The organism is Streptomyces sp. NPDC049813 (genome assembly GCF_044465085.1).
In the GTDB taxonomy this organism is placed as follows: Bacteria; Actinomycetota; Actinomycetes; order Streptomycetales; family Streptomycetaceae; genus Streptomyces.
Window position 1 is genome coordinate 252692 of sequence record NZ_JBITLI010000009.1, and the last position, 23052, is coordinate 275743.

Here is a 23052-nt window from a genome sequence, read left to right on the forward strand (position 1 = left end):
GCTCGGCACCGATTTTCCTGCCTCTGAGGCAAAGGCGCGGCACGGTACACCTTCGCCTCGGAGGAATGGAAGACTCACATGGAATATGCCATCCGGTCGGGTGAATGCCCGCTTCACGCACCCACCGTGGCGAGTAGCGTCGATCACGCCATCAAGACAGCATCGTTGGCGGGAACCGCTCTGGTACCTCCGGGCGGGGATGTAATTCGACCACTGGCTAAACCGGAGCGAACATGGCAATCCAGCAGGGCGCGACCGATTCCTGGACCAAGTCCTCGTATTCCACCGGGAACGGCGCGTGCGTAGAGGTCAAGTCTCCTGAGCTGCACGCGATCGCGGTGCGGGACTCGAAGGTCACGCAGGGTCCGTCGATCGGATTCGGCCCCGAGACGTGGAACGCGTTCGTGCACGAGGTGAGCACGGGCTCGTTCTAGACACGACAGAAACGGCACAACGGACACCCATGCACCACCCGCACCACCCGCACCACCGGTGCGAGCAGCAGGACCCGCACGACCAGCACCATCAGCACGATCCGCTTCACCAGCACCATCCGCACCACCGTGGGAGCCCTCTCGACTGGCCCGCCGTCCCGGCCGAGGGGGCTCGGCATTTCCCGGCCCGCCCCTCGCGACGGCACTCCCCGCGCCGGCAGCCGCGCCCCCGGCCCTCCCCGTGCCCGCGCGCTCAGCGCAGTTGATCGACGTACCGGTCGGTCCCCGGCACCGTCGGGACGAACGGCGCCAGCAGTTCGACCCGGGCTTCGAGCCCGGCCCCCGCGACCTGCTCCCCCAGGCCCGCGAACCGCTCCGCCCAGCACGCGCGCGGATCGGCCTCCAGGAACCACAGCAGCGTCAGCCGCGTGTCCACGCCCTCCACCTGTTTCACGTACGTCATCCGGTCCCCGGGGAGCGGTGTGGGCCGGAAGACGGTGACCATCGCGGCCGGTGACCCGGCCAGCGCCGCCGGCAGGTGCCGGGAGCGCAGCCACTCCACGAGCGCGGGCCGCCGCTCGGCCCCGGCCACGTCGATGACCTCCAGGACCAGGCCCGCGTACGGGTGGTCGAGGGCGTGGTGGTCGCGGGGCCCGGCGGCGCCGTCCCGGTAGACGGTCGCCTCGTGGTCCTGGAAGGCGGTGAAGACATGCGTGCGGTCGCGGTAGACGCGGCCGTCGCGGTTGAGCCGCTTGTTGATGCCGACGGTCCACTTCATGTGGTCGTCGTAGCGCCCCTCGGTGACCCAGTACGTGGAGAGGTAGCAGCCCGCGGTGACGGGTTCGGCGACCGCCGACTTCTCGGGCAGGCGCAGCAGTTGCAGCTCCCGGGTGGCGACCCAGCGCCGCCCGGCGAACATCCAGGGCATCGCCATCGCACCGGCGTAGTAGTGATCGTCCTCGTACCACCGGTTGTACGCGTGCTCGTGCCCCGGGTGCGGCTCCACCATGGTGATGAGGGCGTGCCCCGGGCGCACCCCGTACGGGCCGAGGGCGGCCAGCTCCGCGTACGTCTCGCTGCGGGTTCCGGAATCGGGTTCCATCGCCACTCCCTGCTCGCGCGGGCTTCCAAGTGCGCTGCTCGACCCTTACTCTGACGCCCCGTCAGAAAGAAGGCCAGACCCGGGAGGCGTCCGATGGGAAACGGTGAGCTGCTCGCCGGAAGGACCGTGATCGTCTCGGGGGTCGGCGCCGGTCTCGGGTACCGGGTCGCGGCGGCCGTGGTGCGGGACGGGGGCAACGCGGTACTGGGGGCGCGCACGGAGTCGCAGCTGGCCAAGGCGGCCGCCGAGCTGGACCCGGCCGGCGCCCGGACCGCGTACCGGCCGACCGACATCGGCGACGAGGAACAGTGCGAGGCGCTGGCGGCGCTGGCGCGGGAGCGGTTCGGCGGGGTGGACGCGGTGGTCCATGTCGCCGCGTGGGACAGCTACTTCGGCGGCCTCGAGGACGCCGACTTCACGACCTGGGGCCAGGTCATCGACGTCAATCTGCTCGGCACGCTGCGGATGACGCGGGCCTGCCTGCCCGCGCTCAAGGAGCGCGGCGGGGCGGTGGTCATCATCGGGACGCAGTCGGCCGTCGCCGCGCCGTCCCAGGTGCGGCAGGCGGCGTACGCGGCGTCCAAGGGGGCGCTGACGAGCGCGATGTACTCACTGGCGCGTGAACTCGGCCCGCACCGGATCCGGGTCAACACGGTGCTGCCGGGCTGGATGTGGGGGCCGCCGGTGCAGGCCTACGTCCAGTTCACCGCGCACACCGAGGGCGTGCCGGAGGACGAGGTCCTGGGACGGCTGACCGAGCGGATGGCGCTGCCGGAGCTGGCCACCGACGGCGACGTCGCGGACGCGGCGGTGTTCCTCGCCTCGGACCGCGCCCGTGCGATCACCGGCCAGCAACTACTGGTGAACGCGGGCGAGTTGATGCGCTGAGCCAGATCCTTCCCCTCCTTCGCGCGACCGCACGGGACCCGCATCCCGTGCGGTCGTTCACGTTTTCGCGACTACTGACGAAGTGCCCGCCCATGGTGTGGCCGAGGTCACGTTCACGACAACTCCCCACCCGGTAACGAAAATGCAAAATCGTTCTGCTTTCTGATCTCGGTTCACATCCGTGACCCATGGGGCCCTTGACCGGCCGACCGAACAGGCGGTTCAATCCCGGAAGTCCCCACTCCCGCGCGGGGGCGCCCGCTGAAACGGACGTACTGACGAAGAGCCGCAACGTTCACAAGGCGGACCCCTGGAGGGGGCACATGAACAGTCTCGACTGGGCCGTGCTCATCGGCTACTTCGGCGTGATCATCGCGATCGGCATCTGGTCACACAAACGTGTGGACGATGTCTCCGACTTCTTCACGGCCGGCGGAAAGATGCCCTGGTGGCTGTCGGGCATCTCGCACCACATGTCCGGCTACAGCGCGGTGATGTTCACCGGGTACGCCGGCATCGCGTACACGTACGGCGTCACGTCCTTCATCACCTGGTCGTTCCCGATCGCGCTCGGCATCGCCATCGGCGCGCGGCTGTTCGCGCCGCGGATCAACCGGCTGCGCTCCCGGCTGCACGTGGCCTCGCCGCTGGAGTACCTCAAGAACCGCTACAACCTCGGCACGCAGCAGGCGCTCGCCTGGTCGGGCATGCTGCTCAAGATCGTGGACGTGGCCGCGAAGTGGGCGGCGATCGCCACCCTGCTCTCGGTCTTCACCGGCGTCAGCATCAATCAGGGCATCCTCATCACCGGTGTGATCACGGCGATCTACTGCACCATCGGCGGGCTGTGGGCCGACGCGCTGACCGAGCTGGGCCAGTTCATCATCCAGCTCATCGCGGGCGTCGCGATGTTCATCGCCGTCGTCTCCAAGCTCGGCCCGTTCGGCGGCGTCTTCGGCGTCTGGGACGAGCCGGAGCTGGCCGGTCACGGCAAGCCGCTCGTCGGCCCCTACGGCACGGTCTTCCTCCTCGCTTTCCTCTTCATCAAGCTCTTCGAGTACAACGGCGGCATGCTCAACCAGGCCCAGCGCTACATGGCCACCGGCAGCGCCCGCGAGGCCACGCGCTCCGCCTACCTGTCGGCGGTGCTGTGGCTGGTGTGGCCGGTCGTCCTCTTCTTCCCGATGTGGGTCTCGCCGCTGCTGGTGCAGGCGCAGAAGCCGGACGGCTCGGACTCGTACGGCCTGATGACCGAACAGCTGCTGCCGCACGGCCTGCTGGGGCTGGTCATCGTCGGCTTCTTCTCGCACACCATGGCGATGTGCTCCTCCGACGCGAACGCGATCGCCGCCGTCTTCACCCGGGACGTGGCACCCGCGATCTCCAGGAAGGCGAAGGAGCAGTGGGTGGGCAACAAGGGGCTGCTCGCCGCGCGCCTGACGACGGTGATCTTCCTCGGCCTGTCGATGGCGGTGGCCACGCAGGTCAACTCGCCGACCTTCAAGGACATCATCACGGTCGTCATCAAGTGGGTCGCCGGTCTCATGGGACCGATCGCGATCCCGATGATGCTGGGGCTGCTGCGGCCGTTCCGCAAGTCCGGGCCGACGGCCGCGCTGACCAGCTGGGGAATGGGTCTGCTCGCCTTCTGGCTGGTCAACTACCCGATCAGCTGGAACGTGGACGGCGGCGTGCCCCTCCAGTACCAGGTCTCCATCCCGCTGGCCGTCTCGCTGGTCCTGTACATCGTGATCGGCTTCGTCAAGCCGGAGGACACGCCTGAGCGGGACGCGCTGATCGAGCGGCTCAACACGGACGGGGACGGGCCCGGGGCCGCGGGAGCGGCGGCGATCCCGTCGCAGCCCACGACCCCGGACGACGTGCCGCTGCGCTGACCCGTCGATCTACGCGGCCTGCCCCGGGCCCGTCTCGTGACGGACCCGGGGCGGGCCGTACCGGTTGCGGGGCCGGGGCGGGCCGTACCGGTTGCGGGACCGGGGGCGGGTACAGGGGCGGGCGGGCCCGACCGGTGCGCCCGCGCCAGGCCCGCTTCAGACCCGCGTCAGGCCCGCTTCAGGCCCGCGGGTACCGCGCCAGCCAGCCGGGCGACGACACCCCGGGACCGTGCAGCGCGGCCCCCTGGGTCATCTCCATGGCGAAGTCGTCCGCGAGCTCCAGGATCGTCGCCCGGCCCTCCAGCTCCGCCACCCAGGCCGGCGGCAGCGCCGTCTCCCCGTGCAGCGCCCCGAGCAGGCCCCCGCACAGCGCCCCCGTCACCGCCGAGGGCCCCCCGTGGTGCACGGCGAGGCCGAGGCCGTGCCGGATGTCCTCACCGACCAGCGCGCAGTACACGGCGGCGGCGAGCGAGCCGACCGCGTCGCCCTCGCCCGCCAGCTCCGCGACCCGGGCCGCGCTCGGCATGCCCTGCCGCACCGCGCCGAGCGCGTGCTTGAGCGCCTCCACCACCGGCGGGTGCCCGGGTCTGGCGGCCAGCAGGGACATCGCCCGCTGCACGGCGGCGTCGAGCGAGTCGCCGCGCGCCAGGGCGTGCACGATCACGGCGTACGCGCCCGCGGAGAGGTACGCCCCGGGCGCGCCGTGCGTGTGGACCGCGCACTCGACGGCCAGCTGGAGCACGAGCTGCGGCTCCCAGCCCACCAGGAGCCCGAAGGGCGCGGAGCGCGTCACCGCCTCGGGCCCGGCCGCGTCCGGGTTCTTGGGGCGGTCCATGGTGCCCATCACGTCGTTGCCGAGGCCGAGCAGACAGGCCTGGGCGGCTCCGCGGCGCGAGTACAGCCACTCCTCGCGGGCCAGCCAGCCGTCCTCCTTGCGCCGCTCGTCGGGCCCCCAGTCGCGCTGGGTCGCGGCCCACCGCAGATAGGCGCGGTGCACATCGGTCGGCGGATGCCAGGCCCCGGTGTCGCGGCGGACCTGGGCGCGGATGAGGCCGTCGACGGTGAACAGGGCGAGCTGCGTGGCGGCGGTCACCGCGCCCGTGCGCCCGTAGGCGGGGACGAGTTCCTTGAGTCCGTCGTCGCCGTGCTCGGCGCGGATGCCGTCGAGGGAGAGGGCGTCGAGCGGGGCGCCGAGGGTGTCGCCGAGCGCGGTACCGAGCAGCGTGCCGCGCACCCGGCTGCGGAAGTCCTGCTGTTCGACGCGGCCCCAGACGGCCGCGGCCCCGTTCGGTGCGCCCACGGGGGACCCCTCCCTCACCACCTGTGACAACCGTCTGACGGTCAGCACTGTAATGGACCGGGAAGGCGTCAGGAACGTTCGCTTCAGCGACTTAAGCGACCTCAAATGGTATGCGGAGAGACGCCCTTGAGGTCGCTTCGGACAGGATTTGCCCACTTCGCGATGGTGTACGGGGATGTACGGGCCCGCCCCCGGGGCCACTCCCGTACGCAACCCGCACACGGCCCCCACACCCCTCCCCACACCCTTCCCCGCACCCTCCACCGCGCCCGCCGCCCCCGGTGCTCCGCGCCCCTTCGCCCCTCGTTCACCCAGGCGTCGCCCCCCGCTCCCCCGGGCCCCGAAACATCCGCCTCATGACGCACATGACTCGTGTCAGGGCCCAGCTCCCTGCCCTCGGCGCGCTCTCGGCCGCCGCGCTCCTCATCGGCCTCGCCGCCCCCGCCGCCTCGGCGCACGCCGGCCACGCGGACCACGCCGGCCACGCCGACCAGCACGCCCCGGCCCGCATACCCTTCACGCGGGCCACCGTGACGGCCGCGGAGACCGCGGGCACGTACACCATCAGCTGGACGGCCCCCGGCACGCGCCGCGTCGCCGTCAAGGCGCACGGCCGCACTCTCGCCTCGGGCGGCTCCTCCGGCACGGTCACCGTGAAGGGGCTGCCGGCGGGCGCCGACCGCCAGTGGTTCGACCTCGTGCCCGACCACGGCAAGGGCCTGCACCTCGCGGACCGCCTCATCAAGCTGGACGGCGCGGTCAACTTCCGCGACGCGGGCGGCTACCGGACCACCGACGGACACTGGGTGAAGATGGGCGAGGTCTTCCGCTCGGACGCCCTCAACGCCCTGACCGACGCGGACCTGGCGAAGCTCCGGCGCCTCGGCATCGGCACGGACTACGACCTGCGCACCGCCGCCGAGCGCAGCACCGCGCCGGACCGGGTCCCCGCGGGCACCTCGTACGTCGTGGCCGACGTGCTGGCCGGCTCCGACATGACGACGGCGATGCCGACCACCGAGGCCGGCGCCGTCGCGATGATGACCGACGGCGAGAAGTTCTTGGTCAGCGGCGCGACCGCCAGGTCCGCCTACCAGAAGGTCTTCTCCGGTGTGGTCGGCGGCGACGGCGTGCTCTTCCACTGCTCCGCGGGCAAGGACCGCACGGGCTGGGCGAACGCGGCGCTCCTGACGGCGCTCGGCGTCCCGCGCGAGACCGTGATGCGGGACTACCTCGCCTCGAACGACTACCGGGCGCAGGCCAACGCGGCGGCACTCGCCGCGATGCCCGCCGACCAGGCCAAGATCTACAAGCCGATGCTGGACGTCCGCCCCGAGTACCTGAACTCCGGCTTCGACGAGGTACGGGACGCGTTCGGCTCGTTCAGCGCGTACGAGAAGCGGGGCCTCGGCCTGGACGCGCGGGACATGGCGCGCCTGAAGCGGGACCTCCTGGTCTGAGGCCGTCCCGGGCCACCCCGCAAGCAGGGGCCGGGGCCCGGGCGGGCGCGTGCCCGCCCGGGCCGCCGGATTCACGGACCCGGGACGGTGGTCAGGCTCAGGGCTCGTAACCAAGGCCGAGCGCGGCGATCTGCGCCTGGCTCAGTACCCCTGAGAACGCGTGGACTTCATCGACCGCGCCGTGCAGGTACTCCCCCCACGCACCGTTCACATGCCCGCGACCGACCTGGAGGCCGCCGTCGCTGTGCCGGGCGCCGTGGAAGGAGGCCGTCGCGTCGGCGTTGGTCGACCCGTCCAGGTAGAGCCTGATCTGGTCGGCGGCCGCGTCGTGGATGACCGTCAGCTGGTGGCCCTGGCCCATGCCACCGTCCGGCGCGGAGATCTGACCGACGACGGTCTCCCGTCCCCCGGCGTCGTCCCCGTCGCTCATCACCAACTGCCAGGCGTAGTCGTCCGGCACGTAGCGCACCTTGAAAGCGTCACCGTCGGCGTCACCCTGGGACAACACCGTCATGGGGTGGTCCGGTGCGTCGTCGGCCAGACGTACGACGACGCCGATGGAGAAGCTGTCGGCCGTGTCGAGGACCGGCCCCGCGGTGGCCGCATGGCCGGTCACGCCGTCGAACGTGAGGTGCCCGTCACCGACGAGGGGGAAGTCGTCGCCCCCGGCGCGGAGGATCGCCGCGCCGTCCGAGAGGTTCAGCGGCGTGCCGCCGTACAGCTCAGGGCTGGTGCCGTCCGCGTCGCTCTCCAGGGACCAGTGGCCCTTCAACTGCGCTGCTCTGGTGGCCAGCTGCGCCGCCTCGGCCGGGACGACGACTCGGTCGTACACCCGCACGTCGCCGATCTCACCCCGCCAGCCGGCGGAGCTTGCCGGGGCCGTGCCAGGACGCCCGATCTGGAAGGCACCAGGGGCGGGCCCGGCCGCGTCCGTCCGCTGTGCCGTGCCCACCTCCCGGCCGTTGACGTAGAGCCGCGCCAGCCCTGTCTCGGCGTCGCGGACACCGAGGACGTACGCCCACTCCCCCGACTCCGGGGACCCGCCCGACACCCGCGCTCCCCCGGTCGCGAACGACCACTGCGGACCGGAGTCCGCGGCGCGCAGCTCCAGGGAGAATCCCCGTGCGGCGCCGCCGTCCTGGCTCGCGAGGGTCATGTCCCGGTCCGTGGCGGCCGGGCGCACCCAGCCGCCCACGGCGAACGTCTTCGCCGGGTCGAGCACGCTCGTGCCCGCGCTCAGGTAGGCGTCGGCCGTGCCGTCCAGTGTGGCCGTCGCCACCAGGGCCGTGCCCGAGGGTGCGGGGCCGCCGAAGGACACACCCGCCCCGGCCCGGGCAGCAGGACCGTGCGCCGCGGCGGCCGAGGTCGTGCCGACGGCGTCGTCGAGCTTCCACTCCGCGACAGGCGCGCGCCCCGAGCCGACCCGGAACTGGTACGTGGCCGGCGCACTGCCGTTGCCCGCCCGGTCCCGGGCGACGACCGTCAGGAAGTCGAGGCCCGTCTTCTCCGGCAGGTACCGGACAGTGACCGGCCCGCCCGGCGACTTCGGCCGGACGGTCTGCTCCCGCCCGCCCTTGAAGGAGTACACGTACGCGACGGTGTCGTCCGTCGGCGACTCCATGGTGAAGCTTCCGTAGACGCCCACCCCGTCGTGCCAGTCGACGTCGTCGTAATCGGGGGAGGAGACCACGGGGCGATCCGGGGCCTTGTCGTCGTAGACGAACTCACAGGCGTGCCCGTCGCCCGCGTCGCTCCACGCGGAGGCCCCTGCCGCGTCGGCCGCACGGACCCGCCACGCGATCACGGTGCCCGGAGGCACTTCCGGCGTCTGCCAGGAGAAGTGCGAACCGGACGACTTCGACCCGGTCAGGTACGTGTGGCGCTGCTCGGTCCCGTCCTCCCCGGTCCACCACACTTCGAGTTCCCCGTGCACGGGGCCGGCCTGCCCGGTGCTCTCGCCGGCGTCGTGCAGGACGGCGTCGAGAGTGGGCCGCGTGCGCACGTACGCACGCGCCTCGCCCGCCGCACACTCCTGGCTCCCGGTCCTCAGATCCTGGACGAGCGGCCGCAGCGGCGGCGGGTTGTCAGCCGCCAGGGCCGTCGTCGGTGCCCCGACGACCGTGGCCGTCGCCGCGCACACGACGACGGCCCGTCTGAGCCCGGACCACGTCGGATTCCTGCGTATCAAGTCGATCCCTCCCCTGTCGTACCGCTCGGTGAGCGGACCGCAGGAGGTTAACAACAGGCACCGACACCACCACGGGCCCCTGAAGGTACGCCTCAGTCCTCCAACACCGGCAGCAGCTCCGGCAGATGCCCGTCCGAGGCCGCGGCGGTCCGGATCCGCTCCTCCGGGACGGTCCCGTACAGCGTCGTGCGGGGGCGGGACGGGCGGCCCGCCGCGTCCGCCACCGCCACGAGGTCCTTGACCGACTTGTACGAGCCGTACGACGAGCCCGCCATCCGGGAGATCGTCTCCTCCATCAAGGTGCCACCCAGGTCGTTCGCCCCGGAGCGGAGCATCTCCGCGGCGCCCTCGGTGCCGAGCTTGACCCAGCTCGTCTGGATGTTGGGGATGTGCGGGTGGAGCAGGACGCGGGCCATCGCGGTGACCGCCCGGTTGTCGCGGGCCGTGGGGCCGGGGCGGGCGATGCCGGCCAGGTAGACCGGGGCGTTGGTGTGGATGAAGGGCAGCGTCACGAACTCCGTGAAGCCGCCCGTCTCCTGCTGGATCGCGGCCAGGGTGCGCAGGTGGCCGAGCCAGTGGCGGGGCTGGTCCACATGCCCGTACATCATGGTGGAGGACGAGCGGATGCCCAGCTCGTGGGCGGTCTTGATGACCTCGATCCAGGTCGCCGCGGGCAGCTTGCCCTTGGTGAGGATCCAGCGGACCTCGTCGTCGAGGATCTCGGCGGCCGTGCCGGGGATCGAGTCGAGCCCCGCCTCCTTGGCCGCCGTCAGCCACTCGCGGACGGACAGGCCGGTGCGCGTCGCGCCGTTCACCACCTCCATCGGGGAGAAGGCGTGGACGTGCATGCCGGGCACCCGTTCCTTCACCGCGCGCGCGATGTCGAAGTAGGCCGTGCCGGGCAGGTCCGGGTGGATGCCGCCCTGCATGCAGACCTCGACCGCGCCCACGTCCCACGCCTGCGCGGCGCGGTCCGCAACCTGGTCGAGGGAGAGCGTGTACGCGTCCGCGTCCGTGCGGCGCTGGGCGAACGCGCAGAACCGGCAGCCGGTGTAGCAGACGTTGGTGAAGTTGATGTTCCGGGTGACGATGTAGGTGACCTCGTCGCCCACCACGGACCTGCGGATGTCGTCCGCGATCCCGCACAGCGCGTCGAGCGCCGGGCCGTCCGCGTGCAGCAGCGCCAGCGCCTGGTCGTCCGTCAGCCGGGTGGGGTCGGCCGCCGCCACCGCGAGCGCCTCGCGTACGTCGGCGTCGATGCGGGACGGCACCATGCCGGGCGCGGCCTGTTCGCGCAGGGCCTCCCAGTCGCCGTAGACCTCGTCGAAGTCGTCGCGCCGGTCGCTCGTGCGGCCCTCGGTGTCGATGGTGCGGTGCAGGTCGGTGCGGCCGGACGCGGCGACGTACCCCTCGTCGGGTTCCTGCCAGGGGCGGCCGGTGACGGGCGCGTCCGCGATCGCCAGGCCCGTGCGCGGGTCGGCCAGGGCGCGGACGTGCGGCAGCAGCCTCGGGTCGAGCCAGGGCTCGCCACGCGTGACGAACTCCGGGTAGACGCACAGCCGTTCACGCAGCTCGAAGCCGGCCGCGCCCGACCGCTCCGCCAGCTCCTCCAGGCGGGGCCAGGGCTTCTCGGGGTTGACGTGGTCGATGGTGACCGGGGAGACCCCGCCCCAGTCGTCGATCCCGGCGCCGATGAGCCGCGCGTACTCGCCGTCGACGAGGTTCGGCGGGGCCTGGAGGTTGCCCGACGGGCCCATGATGTGCCGGGCCACGGCGACCGTGGCGACCAGGTCGTCGAGGTCGGCGTCGGGCATGCCGCGCATCGCCGTGTCCGGCTTCGCGCGGAAGTTCTGGATGATCAGTTCCTGGACGCCGTGGTAGGAGCGGGCGACGCGGCGCAGCGCGAACAGCGACTCGGCGCGCTCCTCGTACGTCTCGCCGATCCCGATGAGCAGTCCGCTGGTGAAGGGGACCGAGGAGCGGCCCGCGTCCTCCAGGACCCGCAGCCGCACCGCGGGTTCCTTGTCGGGTGAGCCGTGGTGCGGCATGCCGGGCTCGGACCACAGCCGCTCGGCGGTCGTCTCCAGCATCATCCCCATCGAGGGGGCGACCGGCTTGAGCCGCTGGAAGTCCGTCCAGGTCAGGACGCCGGGGTTGAGGTGGGGCAGCAGCCCCGTCTCTTCCAGGATGCGGATCGATATGGCCCGCACGTAGGCGATGGTGTCGTCGTAGCCGTGCGCGTCGAGCCATTCGCGGGCCTCGGGCCAGCGGTCCTCCGGCTTGTCGCCGAGGGTGATCAGGGCTTCCTTGCAGCCCAGCGCGGCGCCCTTGCGCGCGATGTCGAGGACCTCGTCCTGCGACATGAACATCCCGTGGCCCGCGCGGCGCAGCTTGCCCGGCACGGTCACGAACGTGCAGTAGTGGCACTTGTCGCGGCAGAGCCGGGTCAGCGGGATGAAGACGCTCTTGGAGTACGTGATGACGCCCGGCCGGCCCGCCGCCGCCAGGCCCGCGTCGCGCACCCGGGCCGCGGAGGCCGTCAGGTCCGCGAGGTCCTCGCCCCGGGCCTGGAGCAGGACGGCGGCCTCCGTGACGTCGAGAGCGACACCGTCCCTGGCCCGTTTGAGCGCGCGCCGCATCGCGTTGGCGGTGGGTCGCGTCTCCTGCGTCGCCTGCGTCACTGCCTTGCTGGGTGCGTCCGGATCACTCATGCAGCGAGCATACGAGTGGATGTGTCTCATACGTACGGGAGGAAGTCGTCGAGGGTCTTGAGGACGGTCATCTCGTCCCCGGGCGGCAGTTGCAGCACGACCTCCCCGATGCCCTGGTCCGCGTAGTGCGCGAGCTTGCCGGGCGTGGGCACGACCGCGTACGGCACGATCCGCAGCGTGCCGGGGGCGCGGCCCGCCGCCTCCCAGCGGGCCCGCAGCTCGGGCAGGGTCCGGCTCAGTCCCGCGCCGCCGATGGGCATCCAGCCGTCGGCGTAGGCGCAGACGTGCGCGAAGAGCTTGGGGCCCGCGGCGCCGCCGACGAGGATGCGGGGCGCGCCGCCGCGCACCGGTTTGGGGTGGGCGTGGCTGGCGCGCACGCGCTGGCCGAGCCCACCGTCGTACGCGGTCGGCCCGTCCGCCCACAGGGCACGCATCAGGCCGATCCGCTCCCGGGTCAGCTCCCTTCTCGTGCCCCAGTCGACGCCGTGGTCGGCGGCCTCCTCCTTGTTCCAGCCGAATCCGACGCCGAGGGTGAAGCGGCCGCCCGAGAGGTGGTCGAGGGTGGCGATCTGCTTGGCCAGGGCGATCGGATCGTGCTCGGCGACGAGCGTGACGCCGGTACCCAGGCCGAGACGGCTGGTCACGGCGGCGGCCTGGGCGAGCGCGACGAACGGGTCGAGGGTGCGGCCGTACTCGCGGGGCAAGTCGCCCCCGTTGGGGTAGGGGGAGGTGCGCTCGGCCGGGATGTGCGTGTGTTCGGGGAGGTAGAGCCCGGCGAACCCGCGCTGTTCGAGGGCGCGGGCCAGGCGCACCGGGGTGATGGTCTCGTCGGTCAGGAAGATCGTGGTCGAGATCCGCATGCCGCATTCGTAGCGGCGCGGCCGTGAGGAGTCCATGGCCGACCCGGAACCCGTCATCCGTCGCTCCCCTTCCCTTGGAGGGAAGTTCACGGCTCAATGCCAGGGTCGCACCCGTCCCATCCGACACCCTGGGGAGCCGAGACATGTGCACCGACGCCACACACGGACAGGAACCCGGCCACGACGGCATCGGCAGGCGGGCGTTGCTCGTGACGGGCGCCGCGGGCGCGCTTACGCTCACCACCATGAGCTTCGCCAGCGCCGCCGAGGGCTCGCGCTCCACCCGCACCCTCACGGGCACGCTGCCGCCGGGCGCGCCCGACTTCGTGTACCTGCCCGTGGAGGTGCCGCGCGGGGTACGAGAGATCAAGGTCTCCTATACGTACACGAAGGCCACCGTCCCGGCCGGCACGCAGAACAACGCGCTCGACATCGGCCTCTTCGACGAGCGTGGCACGGCGCTCGGCGGCAAGGGCTTCCGCGGCTGGTCGGGCGGCGCCCGCACGGAGTTCTTCGTGCGCGCGGACGACGCGACCCCCGGGTACATCCCTGGCCCCGTGCGCGCGGGCACCTGGCACATCGCGCTCGGCCCCTACACGGTGGCGCCGGACGGGCTGCCGTACGAGGTGACGGTGACGCTCACCCACGGCGCGCCCGGCACAGCGCCCGCCCGCACCTACCCGCCCGAGCGGGCCCGCGGCCGGGGCCGTGCCTGGTACCGCGGCGACTGCCACGTCCACTCCTGGTACTCGGACGGCCGCCGCACCCCGGCCGAGATCGGCGCGCTCGCCCGCGCGGCCGGCCTTGACTTCATCAACACCTCCGACCACAACACGCACTCCTCCCACGCGCACTGGGCGGACGTGGCGGGCGACGACCTGCTCGTGATGCTCGGCGAGGAGGTCACGACGCGCAACGGCCACGTCCTGGCGCTCGGCACCGCGCCGGAGACGTTCATCGACTGGCGCTACCGGGCGCGCGACAACCGCTGGGCGAAGTACGCCCAGGAGATCCGCCGCGCGGGCGGCCTCGTCGTCCCCGCGCACCCGCACGCGACGTGCATCGGCTGCGGCTGGAAGTTCGGCTTCGGCGAGGCGGACGCGGTGGAGGTGTGGAACGGCCCGTACACCCCCGACGACGAGATCTCGCTGGCCGACTGGGACAACACCCTGGTCTCCTACGCCCGTTCGGGCCGCCGGAGCGGATGGATTCCGGCGATGGGCAACAGCGACGCCCACCGCGACCCGGACCGGATCGGCGGCCCGCAGACGGTGGTCCTGGCCGACGACCTGACCCGCTCCGCCCTCCAGGCGGGCATCAAGGCGGGCCGCTCCTACGTGGCCGAGTCCAAGGACGTCGAGGTCGCCTTCACGGCGAGCGGCGGCAAGGGCGCGCACGCGGGCATCGGCGAGCGCCTCGCGGTGGACCCCGACACCCCGGTCACCGTGGACCTCCGGGTCGAGGGAGCGCCCGGATGCACGCTCCATCTCGTCACGGACGAGGGCACGTTGTTCACGTCGGCACCCCTGCCCGACTCCGGCACGGGTACGGCGACCTGGCGCACGACCCCGTCGTACGCGGCGTACGTCCGCGCGGAGGTCCGCCATGCGGCGTCGGTCCCGGGGCTGCCCGGGGCACTGGCGGCGTTCACGAACCCGGTGTTCCTCGGGGCGTGACGGACGGGCCGCCGCACTCCGCCCACAGCAGCTTCCCGCTCGCCGGTGCGGGGAGGGCGTACGCGCCCCAGTCGTCCGCGTACGCCCGGACGAGGAACAGCCCGCGCCCACCCTCGGCGGCGACGTCCGCCGAGGGCAGGCACCGGCCGAATCCCGGCGGGACCTTGGGGTCCCCGTCCCACACGGCGACCCGCAGGCGATGCGCGTCCATGGCCCCGGGGCCGATGCTGAGCGCATAGGAACCGGCCGTGTGCCGGTGGGCGTTGGTGAGCAGCTCCGTCGCCAACAGGGCGGCGGTGTCGCCCAGTTCGGCCCAGCCGTAGGCCTCCAGAACCGACCGCAACGCGGCGCGGGCGATGCCGGGCGCCCGGGGGTCGTGGGGCAGCTGGAAGGTGTACGTGCCGGGAACGGGGTCGGGCGTGGACCCGGGCGGCGATACGGTTGACATGGAAGTCTCCGTTCAGCGGGCGGACTTGGCGTTGCGGACGGTGTGTTGCCCAGTGACCCGGCCGCTCCGTCGAGCGGGGTACTTCTGGGCGGGGCGCCGAGTACTAAAGTAGCGACGCCCAGTTAATGTGTTCACCGAATCCCGGTGATCGCACTAACTGCCACCCGTGTGAGTGAGGGGACGGAAGCACACCTCGTGAGAAGCAACCCGACGGGTCGGCAACTCCGATTCGGCGCCGAGCTGCGCAAACTCCGCGAGCGAGCCGGCCTGACCGCGACCCAGGCCGGTCAACTCATGGGGATCAAGCAGACCCAGGTCAGCAACATGGAGGCCGGACGCGTCGGAGTCAGCCCGGAGCGCGTACGCGTGCTCGCCTGCCACTACGACTGCGCCGATCAGGCGCTGGTGAACGCCCTCGCCGACATGGCGGCCGAACGCGCCCGCGGCTGGTGGGAGGAGTACCGGTCGATCCTCCCCGTGGGCCTCCTCGACCTGGCCGAACTCGAACACTCGGCAGCCCGGTTGCGCACCGCCGTCACGCTGCACATCCCCGGCCTCTTCCAGACCGCGGAGTATGCCCGCGAGGTCTTCCGCCAGGCCGTCCCGGAACTACCGGCGCCGGACGTCGAGCACCGGGTGTCGTTCCGCGTGAAGCGCCAGGCCGTCCTCTTCCGGGAGCCTCCCACCTCGCAGCAGGTCATCATCCACGAGGCGGCCCTGCGCATGCGATTCGGCGGCCCACACGTGACGAGCGCACAGCTCAAGTACCTGCTGAGCCTGAACGAGCGCGAACACGTCACCGTCCGGGTACTCCCGTTCGCCGCCGAGGCCTTGCCCGGATCGGGCCATTCCGTCTTCTACTTCGAGGGGCCCTTGCCCCAGCTCGACACCGTGAACCTGGATCAGTCGCACGGCCCCGTATTCCTCCACGCTGAGGCGCAGTTGCACAGATATCGGGTACAGCTCGATCTTCTGGAAGCGGCGTCCCTTCCGCCCGGGAAGTCGCAGGACCTCATCAACAGCATCATCCGAGAGCTGTAAGGAGCCCACGATGCGGGATTCGAGCTGGCAGAGGTCGTCCTACTGCCCCGAGGGCAACTCCTGCATCCACGTCTCCGGCGACGCCACCCGCGTCCGCCTCACCGAGTCCGGCGACCCCCGCGGCACGATCCTCACCACCACCCCGACCGCGTTCGCCGCACTGCTCGACTCGCTGAAGTCCGGCAGCCCCCGGGCCACCGGGATCGAGGTCGCGCACGGCGACGGGGACCTCGTCCAGGTGTGGGAGGCGGGCGCTCCCGGCGCCGCCATCACCACCACCCGCACCAAGTGGAACGCCTTCGTGCTCGGCGTACGGGCCGGCGAGTTCGACCACTTCGCCGGGTGAGCCCCGGGGCGGGGGGCTCAGTCCTCGACCACGAGGACCGGGGTCTGCCGGTTCAGGATCTCGCCGCGGAAGAACGCCGGGCTGCGGCGGCCCATCACCAGCATGATGACGACGCCGACGAGCAGCAGGCCCACGCCGATCACGAAGACCGAGCCGACGCCGAGAACGGACGAGCCGCTTCCGTAGGCCGGGTTCCACATGTCGGTCAGGGTCTTCACGAAGACGGCCGCCAGGAGCACGCCGCCGAGCAGCGGGAAAAGGCCCTTGAAGGCGAAGTCCCGCACCGAGCGGCGCAGCTCCCCGCGGAAGTACCAGGCGCAGGCGAACGCCGTGAGCGCGTAGTAAAAGCAGATCATGAGGCCGAGCGCGTAGATCGTGTCGACCAGGACGTGCTCGGAGACCAGCGTCATCACGGTGTAGAAGACGGCGGTGGCCATGCCCGCCGTGACCGTCGCGCGGCCCGGTGTGCGAAAGCGCGGGTGGACGCGGGCGTAGGAGGCGGGCAGTGCCTCGTACGTGGACATGGCGAGGACCGTGCGGGCCACGGGGATGAACGTGGTCTGGAGGCTGGCGGCGGCCGAGGCGAGGACCGCGACGAAGAGCAGGATGCCGAGCGTGGGGCCCATGACGGGGCCCGCGAGGGCGGCGAAGACGTTGTCGGAGGTGGCCGGGTTGGCGAGGCCGAGGCCGGTGCCGCCGGAGCCGACGACCATCTGCGCGGCGACACCCGTCGCCAGGTAGGAGCCGACCAGGACGACCATGGCGATGAGCGCGGCGCGCCCGGGGGTGCGGTCGCTGCCGATGGTCTCCTCGTTGGCGGTCAGGCAGGTGTCCCAGCCCCAGTACATGAAGATCGACAGGGAGAGCCCCGCGGTGAACGCGCCGAAGGAGTGCACCGCGAACGGGTTCAGCCACGACCAGGAGAACGGCGCCGCCGTGGGGAAGTCCACCGCTCCGCCCGCCCCGGGACCCGCCTTGGCCAGCGCCATCACGACGAAGACGGCGAGCACGGCCAGCTGGAGCCCGACCAGCGTGTACTGGACGCCCTTCGTGGCGGTCATGCCGCGGTAGCTGATCGCGGTCGCCGCCCCGATGAGGACGAGGCAGGTGAGGATGTGGACGAGTTTGTCGTGGTCCAGGTCCGCCACCCCGGCACTGTTCGTGATCTCGCCGGCGAGCAGCCAGAAGTACGAGGTCGCGACCCCGGCCAGGTTCGACAGGACGATGATCGTGGCGATCACCAGGCCCCAGCCGCACATCCAGCCCACGCGCGGCCCGAACGCCTTCACGGTCCAGGTGAACGAGGTGCCGCAGTCCGGCATCACCTTGTTCAGCTCGCGGTACGCGAAGGCGACGAGCAGCATCGGCAGGAAGCCCGCGAGGAAGACGGCGGGCATCTGGAGGCCGACCTCCCCGGCCGTGGAGCCGAGCGTGGAGGTCAGGCAGTAGACGGGCGCGACCGTGGAGACGCCGATGACGGCGCTGCCGAGCAGCCCGACGGAGTTCCCGCCCAGGCCCTTGCCCTTCTTGGCGCCCTCCTGGGGCCGCACGTCCAGCTGAGTCATGAACAGGACGTTAAATCCTGCGGTTTCCACATCTGGCATGATTCGCCCGAGCTGCCCCACTTAATGAATCGCGGGCGATCGGGCACGCAAGCAGCACCTTCCATGGAAGATTGCCCGTAGCAACCAAAGAAAGCAAGGCGAACGGTCCGGCGTCCGATATTCGGTAATCGCAGCACCGTCCGTTTTGGCCCGTTTCCAAATTTTCCCGTGGCGATTTCGTGCAGGCCGGACCGGGCCGGACCGGTCGCGCCCGCTCACCCCTGCTTGCGGAACCGGCCGATCGCCGCGGGCACGACGTAGACGCAGACGAGCGAGCCGACGGCGGGGAAGAGGATCAGCACCTCGTTCAGGCCGTCCATCAGCCTCTGGTAGGTGGTGGGGTACCGCATGACGTCGGTGTCGTACTGGAACATCCCCCACCACGTCTGGAGCGTCAGCGCCGACAGACCCACCCAGAAGCCCAGCGCCGCCCCCGCGTCACCGCGCCCCGTCATCAGCCGGACACCGAGGACGAGCAGCGCCGGTATCGCCAGCGCCCGCACCACCCCGAAGAACGTCGTGTCGGCGAAGAGCAGCAAGTACGTGCAGAGCGCCATCGGAACCAGCCACAGCACCCCGAGGAGCGGCCGGCCGAGCAGCCCGCCCCCGGCGTCGAAGGTCCCGGGGCGCGGCGGTGCGCCAAAGGGCGCGTAGCCGTACGAGTGCGGCGGCGCTCCGCCGGCCGGGGTGGCCTGCGGGTACCCGTAGGAGTACGCGGCCAAGCCGAACGGCGGCGGCGTGGTCCCCGCCTCCGGCCCCTGGGTCGGCGCCCCGTGGAACCCCCCGGCGGGCCCCGCGTCCGGCGCGGTGAAGCCGGGGCCCGCCGGGCCGGCCGTCTCCTCCCGCGCCTCCAGGTTCAGCAGCTGCTCGGACGTGCGGGCGATCAGGGACGCGATCCGCACCGGCAGCCAGTCCTCCCCGGAGGCGTCCTCGGCCCGCGCCCGGGCGGCGAGCTGCTCCGCGGTGAGCCGCTCCCCCGGCTCGTCCTTCAGGCACGCCCGGATCAGCGCGGCGAACTCCGGGTCCACCCCTTCGTGGGCCTCCGCGGCCGTGCCCCGGCGAGGCTGCACCCCGGTCGCGGCGAACGCGAGGGTGAGGCCGAGGCTGTAGACGTCACTGGCGGCGGTGACGGGCTCGCCGTAGGCCTGTTCGGGCGACATGTAGGCCGGGGTGCCGATCCGCGCGCCGCTCTGCGTGAGCATCGTGTCGAGCGCGGCGTGCACGATCCCGAAGTCGATGAGGCGCGGGCCCGCGGCGGAGAGCAGCACGTTCGACGGCTTGAGGTCGCGGTGGACGAGCCGCTGCCCGTGCACGTGGTGCAGGGTCCCGGCCAGGTCGGCCGCGAGCCGCCAGAGCGCGGCGGTGGGCAGCGGCCCGTACGCGTCGACGGCCGCCTGGAGGGAAGGGCCCGGCACGTACTCCGAGGCCTACCAGGGGTGTTGCTCGTCCACGCCCGCGTCGACGACCGGCACCGTGCCCGCGCCCGCGACCCGCCGCACCACCTCCACCTCGCGCCGGAACCGCTGCCGGAACCCCGGCACCGCCGCCATGTCCGCGTGGATGAACTTCAGCGCGACGGCCCGGCCGCCCGCGTTGCGCGCGAGGTAGACCCGGCCCATCCCGCCCTCGCCGATCCGCCCGAGCACCCGGTACGTACCGACCGTACGCGGGTCCTGAGTGTCCAGCGCTTCCATACCGACTCCCGGCGTCCCGTCCCCGTCGACCTGCAACTGAGATCTTCACACGCGGAGTTGACGGCGCGCAGCCGAGAAACGGAGGCGTGCCGGGACCGGGACACGGCGGACGCGCGGCTCAGCCCGGCCAGACGATCGACTGCGTCTCGCTGTAGGCGTGCAGCGCGTACGAGCCGACGTCCCGGCCGACCCCGCTGCGCTTGAACCCGCCGAAGGGCGCCTCCATGTTGCGGCCGACGGTGTTCACGCCGACCCCGCCTGCCCGCAGGCGCCGCGCGATCCGGAAGGCGCGGGCGACGTCCCCGGACCAGACGTAGTCGATGAGGCCGTAGTCGGAGTCGTTGGCGAGCGCCACCGCCTCGTCCTCGTCGCCGTCGAAGGGCACCACCGTGACGACGGGCCCGAAGATCTCCTCGCGGGCCACCGGCATGTCGTTGGTGCAGTCGGCGAGCAGCGTGGGCGCCACGTAGAAGCCCGTGCCGGACGCGGGACGCTCCCCGCCCGCCACCACCGTCGCTCCTTCCTTGCGGCCCGACTCCACGTAGGACTCCACGCGTTCGCGGTGCGCGGCGGAGATGACCGGTCCGACGACCGTGTCCCGCGCCCGCGGATCGCCGACCTTGAGCCGGCCCGCGTAGGCGGCCAGCTTGCCGACGAACTCGTCGTAGACGGAGCGGTGGACGAGGGCCCGCGTCGGCGCGGTGCAGATCTGCCCGCTGTAGAAGGCGTACGTGGTGCCGATCCCGGCGACGGCCGCGTCGAGGTCGGCGTCGCCGAGGACGATCGCCGCGCCCTTGCCGCCCAGCTCCATCAACTGGCGTTTCACGGCCCGCCCGCACACCTCGCCGATGCGCCGGCCGACGGCCGTGGAGCCGGTGAAGCTGACCATGTCGACGTCCGGCGCGTCGACGGCGGCCTCGCCCACCGCCACGGCGGTGCCGCTGACGACGTTCACGACACCGGGCGGCGCGCCCGCCTCTTGCAGGGCGTCCGCCATCCGGAACACGGACAGCGGGTCCTGCGGCGCGGGCTTCACGACGACGGTGTTGCCCATGGCGAGAGCCGGGGCGATCTTGCCCGCCGGGTTGGCCCACGGATTGTTGTACGAGGTGACGCAGGTGACGACCCCGACGGGCTGCCGGACGGCCAGCGCGCCGATGACGGCGGCCCGGCCCATCGGCCCGGCCTCGGTGACCTGGGGCGGCAGCCCCTCCTCCACGGGCTCCAGGGCTCCCCGGGCGTAACGCCGGAAGCGGGCGACGCCGACGGCGACCTGCATGCCGCGCGCGGTGCCGGTGGTGGCCCCGCTCTCGGCCTGCGCCAGCTCGGCGGCGGCGGCGAAGTCCCGCTGCATCAGGTCGGCGGCCCGGTCCAGGAGCGCGGCGCGCTCGCCCGGCGTGGTGCGCGACCAGCTCGCGAACGCGGCGCGGGCGGCGCGCGCCGCGTCGTGCACCTGCTGCCGGGACGCCTCGGGCGCGAGCCCGACGACGCTCTCCCGCGCCGGGTCGAGGACCTCGTAGTACCCGCCGTCCGGCTCGGTCCACTCCCCGCCGACGAGCAGCTTGCGGGGGCCGCGCGCGGTGTCCTTCACCGGGTGCTCACCGTCCGTGTGTCCCGGCCCGACCTGAGCACCTTGCCGGGCACCGCGCCGGTGACCCGGTCGTGCCGGATCGCCTCGACGCCGTTGACCCAGACGGCCGTGACGCCGAGGGCCCTGGAGTCCAGGCGCGGGCTGTCGCCGGGCAGGTCGTGGACGAGGGTCGCCTTGCCCGCGTCGATCGTCGCGGGATCGAAGAGGACCAGGTCGGCGTGGTAGCCCTCACGGACCCGGCCCCGCTCGCGCAGCCCGAACAGCCGCGCCGGGTCGTCGGTCAGCATCTTCACGGCCGCTTCCAGGCCCACCAGCTTCCGGCCGCGCAGACAGTCCCCGAGGAAGCGCGTCGTGTACGGCGCCCCGCACATCCGGTCCAGGTGCGCGCCCGCGTCGGAGCCGCCGAGCAGCACGTCCTCGTGCTGCCAGGTCTCGGCGCGCAGGGCCCAGGAGTCCGGGTCGTTGTCGGTCGGCATCGGCCACAGCACGGTCCGCAGCCGGTCGGCGGCGCAGATCTCGACGAGGCACTCGAAGGGCTCCTGCCCGCGCTCGGCGGCGATGTCCCGCACCACGCGTCCGGTCAGGCCCTCGTTGGCCTGCGCGTACGTGTCCCCGATGACGTACCGGCCGAAGTCGGCGAGCCGGCGGAAGACCCCGGCCTCCTTGCTGTCGGCGCGGCGCAGCAGCCCGGCCCGCACATCCGGGTCGCGCAGCCGCGCGATCCGCTCGTCGACGGGCAGGCCGAGGACCTCGCCCCAGCCCGGGATGAGGTTGAGCGCGCAGAAGGTGCCGAGCGACATGTTCATCGGGGTCAGGATGGGCATGGTCAGGGCCACGATCCGGCCGCCCGCCTTGCGCGCGCGTTCGCTCGCGGCGAGCTGGCGGGGGACGCGGGCGGGCACGGCGGCGTCGACGGTGAGCACGTTCCAGTTGAGCGGGCGCCCCGCCGCCGCGCTCATCTCCACGAACAGCTCGATCTCGGCGTCGCTGAACTGGTCCAGGCACCCGGCGACGATCGCCTCGATCTGCGTCCCCTCGTGCTCCCCCACCGCCTCGCTGAGCGCGATGAGTTCGGCGGGCAGCGCGTGCCGGGAGGCGACCGGCCTGCCGTCCCCGTCGGAGTGCGTGGAGGACTGGGTGGTGGACAGCCCCCAGGCCCCGGCGTCCATCGCGTCGTGGAACAGCCCGACCATGGCCCGCAGCTGCTCCGGACTCGGCTGCCCGCCCACGGCGTCGGGCCCCATCACGTACCGGCGCAGCGCGCAATGGCCCACCATGAAACCGGCGTTGACGGCGATGCGCCCGTCGAGCGCGTCCAGGTACTCCCCGAACGAGTGCCACGTCCAGGGCGCCCCTTCCTCCAGGGCGACCAGCGACATCCCCTCGACCTTGGACATCATGCGCCGCGTGTAGTCGGCGTCCTCGGGCCGCTCCGGGTGCAGCGGGGCGAGCGTGAACCCGCAGTTGCCCCCGGCGACGGTCGTCACGCCGTGGTTGAGGGAGGGCGTCGCGTACGGGTCCCAGAACAGCTGCGCGTCGTAGTGCGTGTGCGGGTCGACGAACCCGGGGGCCAGCACCTGCCCGGTGGCGTCCTCGCGGCTCCGCGCCTCCTCGGCGACCCGGCCCGGCTCGGCGACGACAGCGATCCGCCCGTCCCGGATCCCGACATCGGCCACGAACCCCGGCGCACCGGTCCCGTCGACGACGGTGGCACCCGCAATGAGGTGATCAAGCACGCCCTCCCCCTCTCCCGTCCCAACCAGCAGCGCTCAGCAACTCTCAACAGATCCAGCCCCCAAGGCTGGTTCAAGCCC

Annotated in this window: 19 protein-coding genes; 7 read left to right on the top strand and 12 right to left on the bottom strand. The window is 72.3% G+C overall.

The window, feature by feature from the left end; genetic code table 11:
• Nucleotides 1–233 precede the first annotated feature (233 nt).
• On the top strand, nt 234–434 hold the full coding sequence (locus tag ACIBW6_RS20420) for a DUF397 domain-containing protein (protein WP_399061442.1): 201 nt from the start codon (nt 234–236) through the stop codon (nt 432–434).
• Here ACIBW6_RS20420 and ACIBW6_RS20425 read toward each other — a convergent pair.
• On the bottom strand, nt 431–553 hold the full coding sequence (locus ACIBW6_RS20425) for a hypothetical protein (RefSeq protein WP_399061444.1): 123 nt from the start codon (nt 551–553) through the stop codon (nt 431–433). The two genes, ACIBW6_RS20420 and ACIBW6_RS20425, sit on opposite strands and share 4 nt — an antisense overlap.
• 134 nt (nt 554–687) lie before the next feature.
• On the bottom strand, nt 688–1536 hold the full coding sequence (locus tag ACIBW6_RS20430) for a hypothetical protein (RefSeq protein ID WP_399061446.1): 849 nt from the start codon (nt 1534–1536) through the stop codon (nt 688–690).
• Between the two features lie 93 nt (nt 1537–1629).
• Here ACIBW6_RS20430 and ACIBW6_RS20435 point away from each other — a divergent pair, with 93 nt between their 5' ends.
• Both ACIBW6_RS20435 and ACIBW6_RS20440 read left to right on the top strand, forming a co-directional pair.
• A complete protein-coding gene (locus ACIBW6_RS20435) occupies nt 1630–2424 on the top strand; it encodes an SDR family oxidoreductase (protein ID WP_399061448.1) in 795 nt (264 codons plus the stop codon).
• Nucleotides 2425–2747: 323 nt separating this feature from the next.
• Nucleotides 2748–4319 (top strand): sodium:solute symporter family protein, encoded by a 1572-nt coding sequence (locus ACIBW6_RS20440; protein ID WP_399061451.1) that lies wholly within the window; start codon nt 2748–2750, stop codon nt 4317–4319.
• Between the two features lie 178 nt (nt 4320–4497).
• Here the strand turns inward: ACIBW6_RS20440 and ACIBW6_RS20445 are convergent, their stop codons facing one another.
• Nucleotides 4498–5619: an ADP-ribosylglycohydrolase family protein gene (locus ACIBW6_RS20445; protein WP_399061452.1), complete on the bottom strand. Its 1122-nt coding sequence runs from the start codon at nt 5617–5619 to the stop codon at nt 4498–4500.
• A gap of 356 nt (nt 5620–5975) precedes the next feature.
• Between ACIBW6_RS20445 and ACIBW6_RS20450 the strand changes: the two genes are divergently transcribed.
• A complete protein-coding gene (locus ACIBW6_RS20450) occupies nt 5976–7079 on the top strand; it encodes a tyrosine-protein phosphatase (protein ID WP_399061454.1) in 1104 nt (367 codons plus the stop codon).
• A gap of 97 nt (nt 7080–7176) precedes the next feature.
• On the opposite strand, the gene ACIBW6_RS20455 is transcribed toward ACIBW6_RS20450, so the two are convergent.
• From ACIBW6_RS20455 to ACIBW6_RS20465, 3 genes are all read right to left on the bottom strand, one after another.
• Nucleotides 7177–9267, bottom strand: coding sequence for a LamG-like jellyroll fold domain-containing protein (locus ACIBW6_RS20455; RefSeq protein WP_399061456.1), 2091 nt, complete (start codon nt 9265–9267; stop codon nt 7177–7179).
• Between the two features lie 92 nt (nt 9268–9359).
• Nucleotides 9360–11978, bottom strand: coding sequence for a bifunctional FO biosynthesis protein CofGH (locus ACIBW6_RS20460; RefSeq protein ID WP_399061457.1), 2619 nt, complete (start codon nt 11976–11978; stop codon nt 9360–9362).
• A 26-nt stretch (nt 11979–12004) separates the two neighbouring features.
• Complete coding sequence (locus ACIBW6_RS20465; protein WP_399061459.1) at nt 12005–12838, bottom strand: LLM class F420-dependent oxidoreductase; 834 nt, start codon at nt 12836–12838, stop codon at nt 12005–12007.
• Between the two features lie 143 nt (nt 12839–12981).
• Here ACIBW6_RS20465 and ACIBW6_RS20470 point away from each other — a divergent pair, with 143 nt between their 5' ends.
• Entirely contained in the window at nt 12982–14514 is a 1533-nt protein-coding gene (locus tag ACIBW6_RS20470; protein WP_399061461.1) for a CehA/McbA family metallohydrolase, read from the top strand.
• Here the strand turns inward: ACIBW6_RS20470 and ACIBW6_RS20475 are convergent.
• Nucleotides 14486–14962 carry an ATP-binding protein gene (locus tag ACIBW6_RS20475; protein WP_399061462.1) on the bottom strand — a complete coding sequence of 159 codons (477 nt, stop codon included), beginning with the start codon at nt 14960–14962 and terminating at the stop codon, nt 14486–14488. The two genes, ACIBW6_RS20470 and ACIBW6_RS20475, sit on opposite strands and share 29 nt — an antisense overlap.
• Nucleotides 14963–15157: 195 nt before the next feature.
• Between ACIBW6_RS20475 and ACIBW6_RS20480 the strand changes: the two genes are divergently transcribed.
• Together ACIBW6_RS20480 and ACIBW6_RS20485 are read left to right on the top strand one after the other, a co-directional pair.
• The gene (locus ACIBW6_RS20480; protein ID WP_399061463.1) at nt 15158–16003 is read left to right on the top strand and encodes a helix-turn-helix domain-containing protein; all 846 of its coding nucleotides are present in this window, start codon (nt 15158–15160) and stop codon (nt 16001–16003) included.
• Between the two features lie 10 nt (nt 16004–16013).
• Nucleotides 16014–16349 (top strand): DUF397 domain-containing protein, encoded by a 336-nt coding sequence (locus ACIBW6_RS20485; protein ID WP_399061465.1) that lies wholly within the window; start codon nt 16014–16016, stop codon nt 16347–16349.
• Between the two features lie 17 nt (nt 16350–16366).
• Here the strand turns inward: ACIBW6_RS20485 and ACIBW6_RS20490 are convergent, their stop codons facing one another.
• The 5 genes from ACIBW6_RS20490 to ACIBW6_RS20510 all read right to left on the bottom strand — a co-directional run bounded on the left by ACIBW6_RS20490 (nt 16367) and on the right by ACIBW6_RS20510 (nt 22974).
• Nucleotides 16367–17914 (bottom strand): APC family permease, encoded by a 1548-nt coding sequence (locus ACIBW6_RS20490; RefSeq protein WP_399061467.1) that lies wholly within the window; start codon nt 17912–17914, stop codon nt 16367–16369.
• Between the two features lie 254 nt (nt 17915–18168).
• A complete protein-coding gene (locus ACIBW6_RS20495; RefSeq protein ID WP_399061469.1) occupies nt 18169–19368 on the bottom strand; it encodes a protein kinase in 1200 nt (399 codons plus the stop codon).
• 12 nt (nt 19369–19380) lie between these two features.
• Nucleotides 19381–19647 carry a hypothetical protein gene (locus ACIBW6_RS20500; RefSeq protein ID WP_399061470.1) on the bottom strand — a complete coding sequence of 89 codons (267 nt, stop codon included), beginning with the start codon at nt 19645–19647 and terminating at the stop codon, nt 19381–19383.
• Between the two features lie 118 nt (nt 19648–19765).
• Nucleotides 19766–21238, bottom strand: a complete 1473-nt coding sequence (locus ACIBW6_RS20505; protein ID WP_399061472.1) for an aldehyde dehydrogenase family protein — start codon at nt 21236–21238, stop codon at nt 19766–19768.
• Nucleotides 21235–22974 carry an amidohydrolase family protein gene (locus ACIBW6_RS20510; RefSeq protein ID WP_399061474.1) on the bottom strand — a complete coding sequence of 580 codons (1740 nt, stop codon included), beginning with the start codon at nt 22972–22974 and terminating at the stop codon, nt 21235–21237. The genes ACIBW6_RS20505 and ACIBW6_RS20510 overlap by 4 nt, the downstream gene beginning before the upstream one ends.
• Nucleotides 22975–23052: the final 78 nt, after the last annotated feature.